Source organism: Sporosarcina sp. NPDC096371, from assembly GCF_044762865.1.
Taxonomy (GTDB): domain Bacteria; phylum Bacillota; class Bacilli; order Bacillales_A; family Planococcaceae; genus Sporosarcina.
Genome location: NZ_JBIWFE010000003.1, coordinates 310,107 through 324,675, shown reverse-complemented (window position 1 = coordinate 324,675; position 14,569 = coordinate 310,107). Strand labels below are relative to the sequence as shown.

Below are 14,569 nucleotides of genomic sequence, written 5' to 3'. Positions count from 1 at the left end.
GTCCCCTTTCAAACCTCTTTTATACTACTTTACAGGACTAAGGCATAAAAATGAAACGGCAGTCGGACAACTTTCATTCGTTGTCTTAACTGCCGCTTCATATTCCTTTATTCAAGTAATCCTTTATAAATCATATCCGCATTCCATCTCAGCATTTTTATATACGTGTCGCCTTCGTCTCCTGGTTTCCCCAGAGAATCCGTAAAGATTTTCCCTTTAATCGGCACAGTTGTTTCCCGCGACACCATCTCCATACTTCGGGGATCGACACTTGATTCTAAAAATAACCCCGAAACATTTTCCTCATTGATAATAGAAATAATACTTGTTAGCTGTTCGGGTGTCCCTTCGTGGTGTGAATTGATTTCCCAAATGTAAGCGGCCCGAAAATCATACGCTTCCGAGAAGTATTTGAAAGCCCCTTCACTCGTGACAAGGATTCGCTGTTGTTCTGGAATCTTATGCATTTTATCTGTAATTTCTTCATGAAGAGCTTGTAGCTCATTGATGTAAGCAGACGCATTTTCATCGTAGTTTTCCGCATGGCTAGGATCTACCTGTTTCAATGCATCACGTACATTTTCTACATACGTAATGCCATTTCGTACATCAAGCCAAGCGTGGGGATCTTCTTCCCCTTTATGTTCAGTTGAATTTAGGTGCATTGGCTTAACCCCTTCACTGACACGGAAAACATTAGCATCTTCCCCTGACTTCCCAGCCGTTTCCATCAACTTCGTAAACCATGCATTTCCTTCTTCCAAATTGAGCCCATTGTAAAAGACAACATCCGCGTCTGTTGTCAGGGCGACATCTGCTGGGAGCGGATCATATTGGTGCGGGTCTGATCCGATTGGCGCAAGACTGTAAACTTCTACCAAATCTCCACCGACGTTTTTCACGATATCGTAAACAATTGAATAAGTCGTGACGATTTGTAGCTTGTCACCCTTCTCTTTCAGAGCAGACGTACCTGGACTACATGCAGATACGATAACTGCAGTAACTAGCATGGCAAACAGCCATATACTTTTTTTCATTTATCAACTTTCCTTTCATCCTTTATTGCCACTTACGAGACGGCTGATTTTTGTTTATTGGTTCTGATTGAGCGCCACAATAGACCTTGTTTCGGCGAGAATATAAACGCTATGAAAAATAACGCTGTTGCGACGAGGACAATCGTTGCACCCGATGCCAAATTGTACGTAAAACTTAAATACAAACCAGTGACCGCCGAAATCGTTCCACAAAGAGCCGAAAGGAAGATCATGATAGAAAGCCTATCTGTCAATAAATAAGCTGTCGATGCAGGTGTGATGAGCATGGCTACAACTAAAATAATCCCTACCGTTTGCAGTGATGCAACTGTAACAAGCGTTAGCAAGACCATCAGGAAATAATGAATCATCTTATTTGGAAGTCCGTATGCTTGGGACATAATCGGGTCAAACGAGCTGACCAGCAATTCCTTGTAGAAAAGAAAAACGCTGACTAACACGATAATACCAACAATCAACGTCATCCACATATCCGAAGGTCTAACCGCTAACACATTCCCAAACAAAATGTGATACAAATCCGTACTGCTTTTCAACACCGTAATGAGGATGATCCCCGCAGCAAATGCAGCTGTGAACATAATCCCGATTGAAGAATCATTTTTAATACGACTATTTTGGTTAATGAACCCAATACCAACAGCCGTTAAAACACCAGTTATGACGGCACCGATAAAAAAGTTAATACCGAGCATAAAGGAGATTGCAACCCCCGGCAAAACAGCATGTGAAATCGCATCTCCCATTAGCGCCATGCCCCTCAAAATGATGAAGCAGCCAATAACGCCACTAATAACGCCAACCATCACAGATGTGATAAGTGCTTTCTGAAGAAATCCATAATGCATCACCGCTTCAATAAAGTGAATCATTTCGCCATCACCTCATCTAAAAAGGATAATTGGCCGCCGTATGCACTGGCAATTGTTCGTGGTGTAAATACTTCTTTCACACTGCCCTTTGCAATTAACTCCTTGTTCAACAACAATAGCTCATCAAAGTACTTTTCTGCTTTGGTTAAATCATGGTGGACGACAATAATTGTTTTGCCTTCATCCCGCAACTCTTTTAATATGTTGACAATCATCTCTTCACTCGTCACATCAATTCCGACAAACGGTTCATCAAGTAAAAACAAATCTGCCTGCTGCGCCAGCGCCCTTGCTAAGAAAACACGCTGTTGCTGGCCACCCGATAACTCACCGATTTGCCGATTCTGGAACGCCAGCATATCGACCTTTTCCAGACACTTAAGCGCCAATTCCTTTTCTTTCCGACCCGGTCTTTTCAAGATGCCAAGGGTCGGATACGTGCCAATCAAAACAGTATCCTTTACCGTAATTGGAAAATCCCAGTCAATTGTACTACGCTGCGGAACATAGGCGATTCGTTTACGAACCTCTTTCAACGAAGCGCCAAGGATGACCATTTCCCCCTTATCTGCTTGAATCAAGTTTAGCAATGCCTTTAGTAAAGTAGACTTACCCGCCCCATTCGGACCAATAATTCCGACTGATGTCCCTTCGGAAATCGTAAAGTCAACATCATGCAGCACTTCTTTTCCGTAATAGGACACATGTAAATTCGAAACAGTAATTGCGTTTTTCATTTTACGACACCTCCATATTGCTATTGATATGCTCAAAGTTTCCTTAAGGCAACTTTAATTGTAAATTTTTTTGCCTTAGGGAAACTTTAAAGGCAAAAAAATGTATCTAGCACTCTTTCCCTCGGGAAACTTTCTGTCTTCATAGTAAAAGATTCAAGAGGAAATGTAAAGCAAAAGTTTTGAAATTATTTTTATTTCTCCAGAATACTAGGCAGCTGATAAGCAGTGAACGCAAAGAAGAGGATACCAAGTATATGGAATCCTCTTTTTATAAAACGCAAACCTTATAGATCACTCAACGAAATAATTTCTCCCGTTACCGCATCCACTGCTTCTGCGGCATCTAGTAGTCCGCAGAGTATATACTTCCCAGTTATTTCATCATAAACATAAGTTGGATCAAGTGTGATATACGGTACCATCTTTTCAAACGCTTCGTCATGCGTCACAACAGCTTGTTCGGCTGACGCGAAGGATTCGAATAGACCACCTAGTCCAAGCATCCCTTCATTATCAAAGAAATTCACAGCTACCATCGTTCCTGGGTCAATTTGGACAACTGCTTTCCGCTTAACAATCGACAGGCTTTCCTCGTTCTTTTCACAAAACGCTATGATTAAATCCTCTTCTCGCTTCATACTTTTTAGCGTCCACTGGCCCGATTCATCCGGCAACTCCGAACGCATGACATCACAAACAATCGCAGTCGTTTTGCTAATTTCTTCTGCTGTCAACGTCAGTTTCCCTGCCGTACCTAGCTCACCAAATGCCTCTTCTACAGTCGCCTCATAAACATCATAAGGAAATTCTATTCGATGAAGTTCTTGTTCAAGTGGTTCATCCCATTCCAATCGTTTGCCAACTTCTATTTCTGAACGTTCAGCCCATACAAATGGAATCACTCGTGCTCCATCGACTGCGACATACACTTCATCCATCGCATAAACTGGAACGAAACATTCTTTCGTGTCAGATGGCAGCTCGACAAGCTGCAATTGTTGTTTCACAAGCGGTTCAATGTCTTCAAGCGTCAATGTAAATGCTGATTTATCGACAGACTCTTTTGGAGGCTTGACGCCATCCCAAGGGAAGTTAGTCAATTTACCGGCATCATCAAATCGAACTTCAAACGAACTTGATGGCGATAGTTGAATACCATCTAGTTCGATTTCGAAATCAAATCCAGATGAGTATGCATCCGTCAATTTTATATCTTTTCCATAGACCAAACCGGTTTCTTGTTCTAACCAGTCTGTCACTTCCTTAATGGTCCTGTTCGGAAATTGTTTTTCTGTCGCAAATGATATTTCGCCGGCAAATGAAAGCCCTATAAACTTGTTTTCTGGAATTGAATAGCTGATAAATGCTGTCCCTAATGGAATCGTTCCATCCTCAACGAGTTCAGTTACCTCTTGCGGATACCATGTCATTTCAAACACATAGAATGCCTCACCCATCGTATCTCGTCTTCTATAAACCCCATGTTTCTCCAACTCATACGCATTCAACCCAAACTTCGCGTGCGCTGCGTCTATAATCAGTTGTAATCTCTTATCCATGCTTCCACCCTTTTCCTCAATATGTAGTCAAAAAGAAAAGCCGATTGCACATAGCAGTCGGCTTTTTAAATCATTCAAAAAATACTTTATCGACGTTATATTTCGCCCGTTGTGTATTGATGATATACGTTTCGTAAATTTCACGTTCCATCGGATCTTCAACAATGATAACAGCAATTTCCTTCACTTCATTGCGGTGATCTTTGATTGGAGATACTGTGTCCTCAAAATGCTTTTTGACACGTTGGCGTAATTTACGCGCTTTCCCTGCAAACAACAATTCACCTTTATTGTTATAAAATAAGATGATACCGCCTTTATCGCGTGGAATTTCGTGTAAATCGATAAAGCCGTAAATCGGTTTAATCGGCGCAACACCCGGAGCCATTTCTTGTTTACGCTGCACAATTGTTATATCTGGATTCGGTACTGTTATTGTAATCAAGTTCACTTCACGTCCTCTTCTATTCTGAACTCGAATTATACCACAATACCACGAAAAAGGCGAAGCTTGAAGTTACTCTTCTTGATCTACGAACAGCTTTAATTTCCTTATGACTAGCTCTGTCGATCCACTATTTTCAAATTGGACAGCATAGCTGTCAGATCACTCTTCTATTTATTCAATATATGGGTTTTCTTTGAAATGCCCTATCGTTGACAACACTGTCAATTGGGAGGAAATATATGTTGGTGTTTAAGACATATCATTTTCCAACCAGCAAATAATCACACCTAGAAAAGCCGATTTCAAATAGGCGAACGATTGAAGTCGAAACAGTCATTTCCTAGTACAGCACCTAAGTCAATAAGTAATTGTAATTTTCGTTGACCTTTCTATCAGCATCCTGTAAAATACTGTATAACATTTAAAAGCGTTGAAGAGAAAAGTAAAGTGCATAGTATTTCTAACAGAAAGCTTCGGAAGCTGAAAAGAAGCAGAAAGACTCCACTTGAACAATGGCCTCTGAGCTCTGCGTTGAACGTGCAATTTATGTGCATCAGTAGATTAGCAGCGGGAGTTGGTACCCGTTATCTATACCACAGTCTAAAATCCATCACGAAAGGATTTTGCACTTGCTGAGGTTGCCTATGTGAATAAGCAACAAAAAAAGGTGGTAACACGAGCATTGATCTCGTCCTTTTCAATCAATGAATGATTGAAAGGGGCGGGATTTTTTGTTTTTCAATTTCATATACTAATCAAATGAGGAGAGTGTTTCATATGACAACAGGTTTATTGGTTTTTCAATCAGATTTCGGCAAAAGTGACGGTGCGGTCAGTGCTATGCACGGTGTAGCAAACTCCGTTCAACGTGGGATTCCTATCTATGAAATTACGCATCAGATTCCTCAATATAATATTTGGGAAGCCTCTTATCGGTTATTACAAGCCATCGGTTATTGGCCAAATGACACCGTTTTTGTATCAATTGTTGACCCAGGTGTAGGTTCAGATCGACGTGGGATTGTTGCAAAAACTGTAAACAATCACTATATCATTACGCCCGATAACGGCACGTTGACACATGTGGCACAATTCATTGGCATTAGCGAAGTTCGGGAAATCGACGAAACTATCAACCGGCTTCCGAACTCTGGAGAATCCCATACATTTCACGGGCGCGATATTTTCGCGTATACAGGCGCACGGCTCGCTGCTGGTGTCATCCAATTTGAAGATGTAGGGCCTATACTTAGCACGGAGAAGATTATTGCTCTGCCTTTGAAAATATCGAAAATTATTGATGAAGTCATTACAGGCAATGTCGACATTATCGATAGACCTTTCGGTAACCTTTGGACGAATATTAGCCGGACACAATTCAAAGAAATTGCACAACAGCATGGGGACTCATTCGAAGTCGCAATCACAACGGATGGCCGCACGATTTACAACAACATCATGACTTTCGGTCGATCATTTGCGGATTTACACATCGGTGAGCCGCTCGTTTATGTCAATTCACTTGACAATATCGGCATCGCCATCAACCAAGGATCATTCGCAGATGCTTACCGTGTTGGAACCGGAACAAATTGGCAAGTCACCATTCGTAAAGCCCCAAGGATTGTTTATGAATAATCCAGCCTACCAAAATGAGTAAGATTGAAAAATATTTATATCTGATAAAAATAAAGAATGCCATTGAATCCGCTACAGCACTAGGGTTTGCCTCCCGCCAAAAGCCAAAAGACAGCCTCGCCGTCAGTCTTTTGGCTTCGGCTACCCCTTTGAAGGCGCCTGCGCTGTATTATTTGTTCAACATATATAGGCTGCGTAAACATGAGTGAACACTATTCCCCCAAGATATCCCCACTCACTCATTCACGTCCAATTTCTTATGAAAATAAAGCACTAAATCATCATCATTTTCACATTTTACATACTGCTCTAATTGTTCATCTTGATACCAAACTCCTGTTCCATCCGGTATATAACCTCTTTTTACATACATTCTTTGGGCGGAACCATATCCATAGTGCAACCCTACTGCGAATGATACGAATTCACTGTGCTTTTGTGCTATACTTTCTGCTACGTCCATCATCTTATTTCCAATACCTCTTTTTTGGAATTTAATAAGAACATTAAAGTCCACAATTTCGGGTATGTTTTTATGCGCATAAGGACCGTTAGTAGCATTTGGAAGTAATGTAACATATCCAGCTACTTCACCGTTTACTTCAGCAATAATCACTGACTTCTCATCTTTTTCTTGCTGACAATAATAATCATAGAATAACTTAACTGGCTTGTCCCACTGTTGTTCCGCGAACCCATCCACAAATTCCTGGATATCACTTTTAATCATAGAACGAATAAGGACATGATCATCGTTATAATAAATCATTTTAGTAGCACTCCTTTATTTATCGAATAATATATATACTCACAACTAACCTAACATTTCAAGAAATATAATACTACACCCTCATACAAATAAAAGGTGCGTATCTGCTAGAAAAAGCAGACACGCACCTTTTATTTGTATGATATGAATTGACTTTGGAATCCCTTACAAGACACCTACATACTTGTTCGGCATGTTCTTATAGCGCTCCTGTTCATTTTAGGAACTGCTGATCAATATCTCCGTAATCCCCATCATCGCCAAAAAGCTTCAGTAATTGTTGCTTCGCTTTGTGTTTCACATCATCATCAATATGCTGAATGATTTTAAAGACGGCAGCCGCAATCACACTCGCGTCATCTACAATACCCACCACTGGGATAAAGTCCGGGATAAGATCGACTGGAAAGATAAGATAACTCAACGCACCTACAACAATCATTTTCGATGATTTAGGCACGCCTGGACTTTTTGCTGTGTAGAATAGTAGCAAACTGTAGTATACCGTCTGCTTCCCAGCTTTTTTACCATAATTCTTTATCTTGTCCCAAAATTTTTCGTCTGAATAATGGTTTTCTGTCATTTCTAAATTAGACTCCGGATTAAAGTTCTTCAATATAGTTTCATACTGCTGTTTTTTATTGGACATAGTAAAACCTCCCACATAAGCACTTATTACCTTAATTCTACATGGAACGCATGATAAAGTCATTTGTTAGCACAATGTCCCTCACCTTCTTTTTTCATCCCAACTTTCATACGATGAACTATTCTATTGAAAAGAGAGGACATCTATCATGGAACTTCCTGTATCAATTGTATCCAAGAAATTACCCCATGCATCCCCAAAAGTGACCGTGTACTATCCCGTTGTTGTCCATTTACCAAATACCATTGTGCAAAGTACCATCAACCATGCCATCGTCACGACTTTGAATAATATACTAGTTGAACAGAGTTACTATAAACCCCAACTTGTGGAATTAGTAGCGTACTTCGAACTTAAAACCAACCAACGTGGCATCCTCAGCTTAAATCTCATAGTCTATTCATTCACCGGTGGCGCACATGGCACGACCATTATTAAATCGCTGACGTTTGATACAAAAACAGGAAAACAATACGAGTTAAAAGAGTTATTCAAACCCGGCAGTCATTACGTAAAAATAATATCTGATATCATTAGACAACGCATCAAGGACTGGAATATCGAATTATTAGATCCGCCATTCAAAGAAATTCGTAGTGACCAAGACTTCTATATTGCAGATACTACGCTCGTCATCTACTTTCAGCAATACGAAATCACAGCGGGAGTCTGGGGATTCCCATATTTCCCAATTCCGATTTTGGATCTCGCGGATATTATTGAACCCAATGGACCACTTGACCGAATGATGGCGTTCACCTAAAAAATGCCATTACCGAAACTTCAACACTGTTTCGGTAATAGCATTTTTTATTATGATTTACCTTTCTTAAACCTCATCCATCCAAATACTGCAAGCAATCCCGCGATAAATACGAATCCCCCGATAATTAAGTAAGTTGGTTTCTCACTATATATGGGGCTCGTAACATGTGTTGGAACCTGCCCTTTACCGAGAATAGTTAAATCTTCTGAGGCATCTCCCAGTGCTTTTGTTGGGCTGCAAATTGTTGTAGACAACGATTTCCTTTTATACATATCGGATAGATTAGCGTACACCAAATACGATTGGCCAACAATAAATGCTACGCCGCAGTCTCCACCACCATAACCTGTCGTTATTTCAATTTCCGTCTCATTAGTGCCTTTCCATGTTTCATTGACAGCAAAAAGGACTGTCTTGCCATAATTGCCTAAGAACCCATTGTTGTCTTTTACTTTGATTACTTCTCCACTGAAGACTACCTGGGCATTTGAAAAGCCTTCCTCAGGCGACGGAATTGCCGCGCAAGAACAAGCAGCTGCAGGAATGGGTTTCAGAAAAAACAATAAAAAAACAAGTAGACAGAATGGGTACATATATCTTATTTGCCTCACGAAAACGCACCTCTTCCTTCTAATTCCTATTAGTCCGTTTTGCGTGAAACTAAGTTACAACATTTCAAATTCTTTAAAAGAGTCTATGATCTAATTCTGCTAGTACCTCTCCAATTTTCCGATCATGAATCACTACATCTGCATAATCGTCAAATAGTGTTGGTTCCAAATTCACAATGACAAGCTTTGCCCCCTGTTCTTTGGCCAAAATAGGAAACTGATTGGCTGGCGTGACCGTAAGTGAAGAGCCAAGTACAATAAATAAATCAGCTTGTTCACTCGCATCACTTGCTTTCATGAATGTGTCCTCCGGCAGTCCTTCTCCGAATAAAACCACAGAGGGGCGTAACTTACCTCCGCAAGTACAATAGAACGTTTCCACCTCATACATCTCATTACCATATACTTGACCGCATGACTGACAATGGACTTGTTGCAATGTGCCATGCAATTCCATCACATTGTCAGATCCAGCAACCGAATGAAATCCATCGACATTTTGCGTAATAATCCCTTTTATGACGCCTTCCCTTTCCCATTTAGCCAAAATATCATGGCCTTTATGTGGACTACAATCTTTCATGTCCACTACCCGCTTACGGTAAAACCGGAAAAATCGTTCTACATCTTTGTTCAATGCCTTAGTGCTTGCAACTGCCGACGGATCTTCCTTTTCCCAAAGCCCCGTTTTTGAAGAACGAAAATCAGGCAGCCCACTTTCTGTCGACATCCCTGCACCTGTATAAACAACTATATTACTTGACTTTTTAATTAAATTATATAACAATCCACTCTCTCCCTTCCATTTAACAAACAACACATCTCACATCGCTAACTCCATAAAGAATGAAGAGATAACATTTGTTATTCCCTTCCCATCGAAAAGAAACAGTATTATTGCCCAGGAAATAAGTCACTTTATCTATAGATTACCCAAGTCAATATTACAAATAAAAATATTTTCTATTTTAATAACATCAACAAAACGAAAGATTGCGTATTTTCTATTATCTATTTACATCACTCTACCATTCAGGTACGTTAAATTCATATGCGATAAGATCGAAGGGATGAAGATAGATGACACGGACACTTGTTATAAGCGATATCCACGGTGAACTGGAACTATTTGAACAGCTTTTAGCCAAGGTGCAATATGATCCACATCATGACCAACTTATTCTGCTAGGTGATTATGTAGATCGGGGACCCCATTCAAAAAAAGTACTCGACAAGGTGATTGAACTAAAAGCACAAGGTGCCCTCGTCTTAAAGGGCAATCATGAGGATATGATGATTAAAGCACTGACAACAGACGATGAACACGCTTGGAAGCATTGGGCACACCGCAATGGAGGTAGCAACACTTTACAAAGCTATGGCTTCAGCGAAGAGGAATTTATAGTCCCGGAAAACGTAGAATTCGTCAAACCCGAGCTATACTCAGATAAACTAACGGGTCATCTAGAATTTATTCAATGCTTGGATTCTGTCATCGTAAGTGAGGACTATATCTTTGTCCATGCTGGCATCCATCCAACCTTGCCTATTGCTGAAACAGACCCCTATGTCCTTATGTGGATTCGTGAGGATTTTTACAATGGTTATCACGGGGACAAGACCGTCATTTTCGGTCATACCCCTACAACCATCCTTCATGATAATAAAAACAACCATGCGATTTACTTTGGTAAAAACAATATTATTGGCATTGATGGCGCAGCTGTCTACGGCGGCCAATTAAACTGTCTAGAGCTACCGACTAAAATCATGCATTACGTGAAGAAATGATATACTACATACGAGGTGATTATCCATGACAAATAAAAACTATGAAGAACTAATCCCCACCCGAATTTTTATAGGCGGGGTAGATTCTATTGACGATTTACTTGCCAATGAAAAAATTGATGTCATCTATGACCTACGTGCTGAAGTGAATGGTCCGCTTTCAAATGACATTAGTATTCACCAACCAATCGTTGACGAAGCTGAAGACCAAGATCAATCCATTCAAGCAGCCGTTTCAGAAGTAGTTAATGCCTATAACGCCGGTAAAAATGTCTACTTCCACTGCAATACTGGACGTGGACGAGCTGGGACTGTTGCTACAGCCACACTTTTGGAACTAGGTCTAGCAAAATCTGTGAATGAAGCGGAACAACAAGCTACAGCCATCCGACCAACCATTAATGTAAAACCTCAATTCAAAGAAGCGCTAAAAAGGATTTACGAATGTTAAGATAAATGCCTGTAGACTAAGCACCCCTGTATCATAAACGCCAGTCCCCTAAACTTAACGGAGACTGGCGTTTTTTGTTCATCTACTTAGCATAACTTCCTTTCGCTTCTGATTCCACTTGATCAGCAAATAACCAAGGAAAACGAGGAACACGAGTGCCGCTGATGTCAAATAGACATTCTGATAGCCATAGTGAATGGCAATTACCCCGAGCACATATGACCCAATTGCCAGTCCTGTATCAAACAATGTGAAAAATGTAGCCGTCGCATAGCCACTTCTTTCATGTTTCGTCGACTGCACGGCAAGGGTTTGTAAACAAGGAACAAGTGCACCATACCCCAACCCAATAAAGGCAGCAGCAACTAAAAACAACACAGCTGAATCCATGAATGCCAATAAAATTAGCCCAATGATAAATAATAGCATCCCAGGGATTATTATATAGTGTGGCCCTTTTTCATCAAAAACCTTGCCCGTATATGGACGCGTTAGAAGCATAACCGCCGCAAACACGAAAAAGAATGTGCTAGCAAAAGCCAACAGATTTTTTTGCTGTGCAAAAATCGATAAGTAGGATAGAACACTCGCATATGAAAAGGCGATCAAACTGCCAAGGAAGGCAACCGGCAACGCACTTTTTTCAAACAAATCACCTAGCGCCAACCTAGTCTTCACTTCATTGTTAACCAGAATTTCCCCAGCGGGAATAGACAACGAGGTAAACACACCAATCACCATCAACACGCTCATAACAATAAACAGTACATCGAACGAAAAAGACTGAACGATAAATAACGCGATAAACGGACCCAGCACAACCGCCAAATTCGTTGACATTGTATAATAACCAAGCCCAGCTCCACGACGTTTTACCGGTACATTATCAGCAGCAAGCGACCCACTTGCAGTCGTCGCAATACTAAACCAGACCCCTTGCACAAAACGTAATATCAAAAGGCCCGTAAATGGTTCTATAAAATAATAAAGTATTGTACAAATTAAATAGAAAAACAAACTGAGCCACAACATTTTTCGTTTACCAACAACATCTAAAATTTTCCCTGTAAACGGTCGAACGATAATTGCTGAAAGCAAAAAGATCGTCATCAGCAAACCGGCCTCTTCATCCGTCCGGCTTAATACATCTTTCGCATATAAGGGCAACGTAGAAACCAACCCGTAAAATACCACGAAAACGGAAAAGTTCGTACAGAACAAACTAATAAATGATTTTGTCCAAATAGGGTCTTTCTTCATGGAACTACATCTTCCCTTCTTTGTCCAGCTTTCTCAATAACTCCTTTAACAACTCTTGTTCGTCATTCGACAACCCTTGTAAAAATTCATTCTCAAACCGGATAATCGATGCTTCGATATCTGGAAATTTAGCGGCTGCCACTGTTGATAACCGAACAACCTTTTCCCTACGGTCCTGTCCTTCTTGCGTCGTCAACCAACCGAGTACTTCTAGACGATTGACCGTTCGTGTAACTGTAGGTGCTTCAACATTTAAATACTTCCAAATATGTGTTAGCGTCATCTCGCCATGTTGATGCACACAATATAAAACGGTCCATTGAGCCGCAAACAAATCATATTTTTTCAATACCAGATTTAATTCCTTACTCAATAAGCGCGTCTTTTGAAAAATATCATGGAATAGCGGATTCAATCTTCCATCTCCTTTTATTTACCTAGGTAATTATTAAATTATACTTCGATTGTCGAAACTTGTAAAGAACATAGCTTCAACAGGCGTTTTCGACGCAGGGATCGCCAATATGTACAATAAAAAAACAGACCTGCAAATTCGCATGGTCTGCCTGTTTTCTTCTATATTACTTAGTTTTCGCACTCACTGGCCCTTTCCACTTCATCGACACGAACATAGTCAAAACAAGCACGACTAGTCCAAGGACGAATGGATACAGCATATGCACATCAAACAAAAGCCCTGCAAGTAGCGGTCCCAGAACGTTTCCGATACTCATATAAGCATTGTTCATGCCCATTGCGAATCCTTGTTCATTGCCAGCCAATTTAGAAATAAGCGTGGTCAGAACAGGTCTTAGAATCGAAGTTGATAAGAAAATAATCATTGTTACGCCGAAAAACATGATATAACTCGGCGCAAGAATCGACAGTAAAAAACCAACCGCTGCCACACCAAGGAAAATATTGAGTACAGCTGCTTCACCAAACCGACGGACAACCCGGTCGACAGCGAATAGCTGAATAATTACACTGATAATACCCGTCGACGTGACCATAATCGCAATATCCTTTGGAGATGCCCCGAATTCATTATCCACAAAAAGACCAAGCACCGATTCATATGCCATTAACCCAAAACTCATAACCAATGTAATGACTAAAGGGATAAAATACGGCTTGTTGAATGATTGTGCAATTTCTTTCATCATCGGTTCCGACTTCACATCTGGCGCATCAAGTGTGTAATCCTTACTTTCCTTCAGCATCACTGCGGAAAAGATAACGGCTCCCACTCCGACAATTGCTGAAATAAGGAGCGGCATTTTCAAACCGAAATCTGCTAAAAATCCACCAATTCCTGGTCCAATAACAATCCCAAGTGACATCGCCGCCGAAATATAACTATTGCCCTTCGCACGCTGATCCATAGTGGTGATATCTGCAACGTAAGCAAAAATCGCGGGGATTAATAGCGCTGCCCCTACTCCACCAATCACACGTGACAAATAGAGAATCCAAATGGAGTCAGAAAAGTAAAAGACAAACATCGACAAAGCTAATCCACTTAGCCCTGAAATAATCATAACTCTCCGTCCGTACTTATCTGCCCACTTTCCTGCAATCGGTGACATAATCAGCTGTGCACCGGCAAATATCGCTATCATCAAGCCCGCTGCTGTTCCAGCTTGACCAATCGATAAAAGATATGCGGGTAAAATCGGGATAATAATACCGAAACTTCCTATTGCAATAAACATATTAATCATTAATATGAGCATTTTCTTTTTTTGATCTTGTGACAATTTAATCGACCTTCTTTCTAGGCGCCACTTTCAAAATTGCGCCGATTACCCATTATAATGAGATTCGAAAGAATAAGCCACATATTTATTTCACAAAAACCAACTTTTTTCTTGATGATTCCCTAAATAAGTTAACTAAAGAATATCTTCAAATCCACTTCGCTGCCTACGCTCAGTTTGTATACTTTATACCTAAA

General features: G+C 40.5%; 16 protein-coding genes and 1 other annotated feature. Of the genes, 4 read left to right on the top strand and 12 right to left on the bottom strand.

Annotation, left to right across the window (positions count from 1 at the left end; translation table 11 throughout):
• Nucleotides 1–107 precede the first annotated feature (107 nt).
• The 5 genes from ACIQ0H_RS10275 to ACIQ0H_RS10255 form a co-directional block, all read right to left on the bottom strand.
• Nucleotides 108–1,040 carry a metal ABC transporter substrate-binding protein gene (locus ACIQ0H_RS10275; protein WP_403413983.1) on the bottom strand — a complete coding sequence of 311 codons (933 nt, stop codon included), beginning with the start codon at nt 1,038–1,040 and terminating at the stop codon, nt 108–110.
• A gap of 32 nt (nt 1,041–1,072) precedes the next feature.
• Nucleotides 1,073–1,933 carry a metal ABC transporter permease gene (locus ACIQ0H_RS10270; protein ID WP_403413981.1) on the bottom strand — a complete coding sequence of 287 codons (861 nt, stop codon included), beginning with the start codon at nt 1,931–1,933 and terminating at the stop codon, nt 1,073–1,075.
• Nucleotides 1,930–2,670: a metal ABC transporter ATP-binding protein gene (locus tag ACIQ0H_RS10265; protein ID WP_403413979.1), complete on the bottom strand. Its 741-nt coding sequence runs from the start codon at nt 2,668–2,670 to the stop codon at nt 1,930–1,932. The genes ACIQ0H_RS10270 and ACIQ0H_RS10265 overlap by 4 nt, the downstream gene beginning before the upstream one ends.
• A 284-nt stretch (nt 2,671–2,954) precedes the next feature.
• Entirely contained in the window at nt 2,955–4,229 is a 1,275-nt protein-coding gene (locus ACIQ0H_RS10260; RefSeq protein ID WP_403413977.1) for a hypothetical protein, read from the bottom strand.
• A 70-nt stretch (nt 4,230–4,299) separates the two neighbouring features.
• Nucleotides 4,300–4,674: a nucleotide excision repair endonuclease gene (locus ACIQ0H_RS10255; protein ID WP_403414512.1), complete on the bottom strand. Its 375-nt coding sequence runs from the start codon at nt 4,672–4,674 to the stop codon at nt 4,300–4,302.
• Between the two features lie 424 nt (nt 4,675–5,098).
• Nucleotides 5,099–5,376 (top strand) — a binding site (T-box leader).
• Nucleotides 5,377–5,454: 78 nt separating this feature from the next.
• Between ACIQ0H_RS10255 and ACIQ0H_RS10250 the strand changes: the two genes are divergently transcribed.
• A complete protein-coding gene (locus ACIQ0H_RS10250; protein ID WP_403413975.1) occupies nt 5,455–6,315 on the top strand; it encodes an SAM hydrolase/SAM-dependent halogenase family protein in 861 nt (286 codons plus the stop codon).
• Nucleotides 6,316–6,550: 235 nt separating this feature from the next.
• On the opposite strand, the gene ACIQ0H_RS10245 is transcribed toward ACIQ0H_RS10250, so the two are convergent.
• Nucleotides 6,551–7,084, bottom strand: coding sequence for a GNAT family N-acetyltransferase (locus ACIQ0H_RS10245; protein WP_403413973.1), 534 nt, complete (start codon nt 7,082–7,084; stop codon nt 6,551–6,553).
• A 214-nt stretch (nt 7,085–7,298) separates the two neighbouring features.
• Nucleotides 7,299–7,733 (bottom strand): YkvA family protein, encoded by a 435-nt coding sequence (locus tag ACIQ0H_RS10240; protein WP_403413971.1) that lies wholly within the window; start codon nt 7,731–7,733, stop codon nt 7,299–7,301.
• Nucleotides 7,734–7,881: 148 nt separating this feature from the next.
• On the opposite strand from ACIQ0H_RS10240, the gene ACIQ0H_RS10235 reads away from it, so the two are divergent.
• Nucleotides 7,882–8,496, top strand: coding sequence for a DUF3298 and DUF4163 domain-containing protein (locus ACIQ0H_RS10235; protein ID WP_403413969.1), 615 nt, complete (start codon nt 7,882–7,884; stop codon nt 8,494–8,496).
• 50 nt (nt 8,497–8,546) lie between these two features.
• Here ACIQ0H_RS10235 and ACIQ0H_RS10230 read toward each other — a convergent pair whose 3' ends face one another.
• Together ACIQ0H_RS10230 and ACIQ0H_RS10225 are read right to left on the bottom strand one after the other, a co-directional pair.
• A complete protein-coding gene (locus tag ACIQ0H_RS10230; protein WP_403413967.1) occupies nt 8,547–9,110 on the bottom strand; it encodes a hypothetical protein in 564 nt (187 codons plus the stop codon).
• A 73-nt stretch (nt 9,111–9,183) separates the two neighbouring features.
• A complete protein-coding gene (locus tag ACIQ0H_RS10225; RefSeq protein WP_403413965.1) occupies nt 9,184–9,897 on the bottom strand; it encodes an NAD-dependent deacylase in 714 nt (237 codons plus the stop codon).
• A gap of 293 nt (nt 9,898–10,190) precedes the next feature.
• On the opposite strand from ACIQ0H_RS10225, the gene ACIQ0H_RS10220 reads away from it, so the two are divergent.
• Together ACIQ0H_RS10220 and ACIQ0H_RS10215 are read left to right on the top strand one after the other, a co-directional pair.
• Complete coding sequence (locus ACIQ0H_RS10220) at nt 10,191–10,901, top strand: metallophosphoesterase family protein (protein ID WP_403413963.1); 711 nt, start codon at nt 10,191–10,193, stop codon at nt 10,899–10,901.
• 25 nt (nt 10,902–10,926) lie between these two features.
• Nucleotides 10,927–11,352 carry a protein-tyrosine phosphatase family protein gene (locus ACIQ0H_RS10215; RefSeq protein WP_403413961.1) on the top strand — a complete coding sequence of 142 codons (426 nt, stop codon included), beginning with the start codon at nt 10,927–10,929 and terminating at the stop codon, nt 11,350–11,352.
• Nucleotides 11,353–11,430: 78 nt separating this feature from the next.
• Here ACIQ0H_RS10215 and ACIQ0H_RS10210 read toward each other — a convergent pair whose 3' ends face one another.
• The 3 genes from ACIQ0H_RS10210 to ACIQ0H_RS10200 form a co-directional block, all read right to left on the bottom strand.
• Nucleotides 11,431–12,612, bottom strand: coding sequence for an MFS transporter (locus tag ACIQ0H_RS10210; RefSeq protein ID WP_403413959.1), 1,182 nt, complete (start codon nt 12,610–12,612; stop codon nt 11,431–11,433).
• A gap of 4 nt (nt 12,613–12,616) precedes the next feature.
• A complete protein-coding gene (locus ACIQ0H_RS10205; RefSeq protein WP_403413957.1) occupies nt 12,617–12,985 on the bottom strand; it encodes a MarR family transcriptional regulator in 369 nt (122 codons plus the stop codon).
• A gap of 208 nt (nt 12,986–13,193) precedes the next feature.
• Nucleotides 13,194–14,372 (bottom strand): MFS transporter, encoded by a 1,179-nt coding sequence (locus ACIQ0H_RS10200; RefSeq protein ID WP_403413955.1) that lies wholly within the window; start codon nt 14,370–14,372, stop codon nt 13,194–13,196.
• Nucleotides 14,373–14,569: the final 197 nt, after the last annotated feature.

Coding starts and splice junctions, on each gene's coding strand:
- ACIQ0H_RS10210 (WP_403413959.1), bottom strand. CDS start 12,612: ATGAAGAAAGACCCTATTTGGACAAAATCATTTATTAGTTTGTTCTGT.
- ACIQ0H_RS10220 (WP_403413963.1), top strand. CDS start 10,191: ATGACACGGACACTTGTTATAAGCGATATCCACGGTGAACTGGAACTA.
- ACIQ0H_RS10260 (WP_403413977.1), bottom strand. CDS start 4,229: ATGGATAAGAGATTACAACTGATTATAGACGCAGCGCACGCGAAGTTT.
- ACIQ0H_RS10270 (WP_403413981.1), bottom strand. CDS start 1,933: ATGATTCACTTTATTGAAGCGGTGATGCATTATGGATTTCTTCAGAAA.
- ACIQ0H_RS10235 (WP_403413969.1), top strand. CDS start 7,882: ATGGAACTTCCTGTATCAATTGTATCCAAGAAATTACCCCATGCATCC.
- ACIQ0H_RS10275 (WP_403413983.1), bottom strand. CDS start 1,040: ATGAAAAAAAGTATATGGCTGTTTGCCATGCTAGTTACTGCAGTTATC.
- ACIQ0H_RS10240 (WP_403413971.1), bottom strand. CDS start 7,733: ATGTCCAATAAAAAACAGCAGTATGAAACTATATTGAAGAACTTTAAT.
- ACIQ0H_RS10250 (WP_403413975.1), top strand. CDS start 5,455: ATGACAACAGGTTTATTGGTTTTTCAATCAGATTTCGGCAAAAGTGAC.
- ACIQ0H_RS10215 (WP_403413961.1), top strand. CDS start 10,927: ATGACAAATAAAAACTATGAAGAACTAATCCCCACCCGAATTTTTATA.
- ACIQ0H_RS10265 (WP_403413979.1), bottom strand. CDS start 2,670: ATGAAAAACGCAATTACTGTTTCGAATTTACATGTGTCCTATTACGGA.
- ACIQ0H_RS10245 (WP_403413973.1), bottom strand. CDS start 7,084: ATGATTTATTATAACGATGATCATGTCCTTATTCGTTCTATGATTAAA.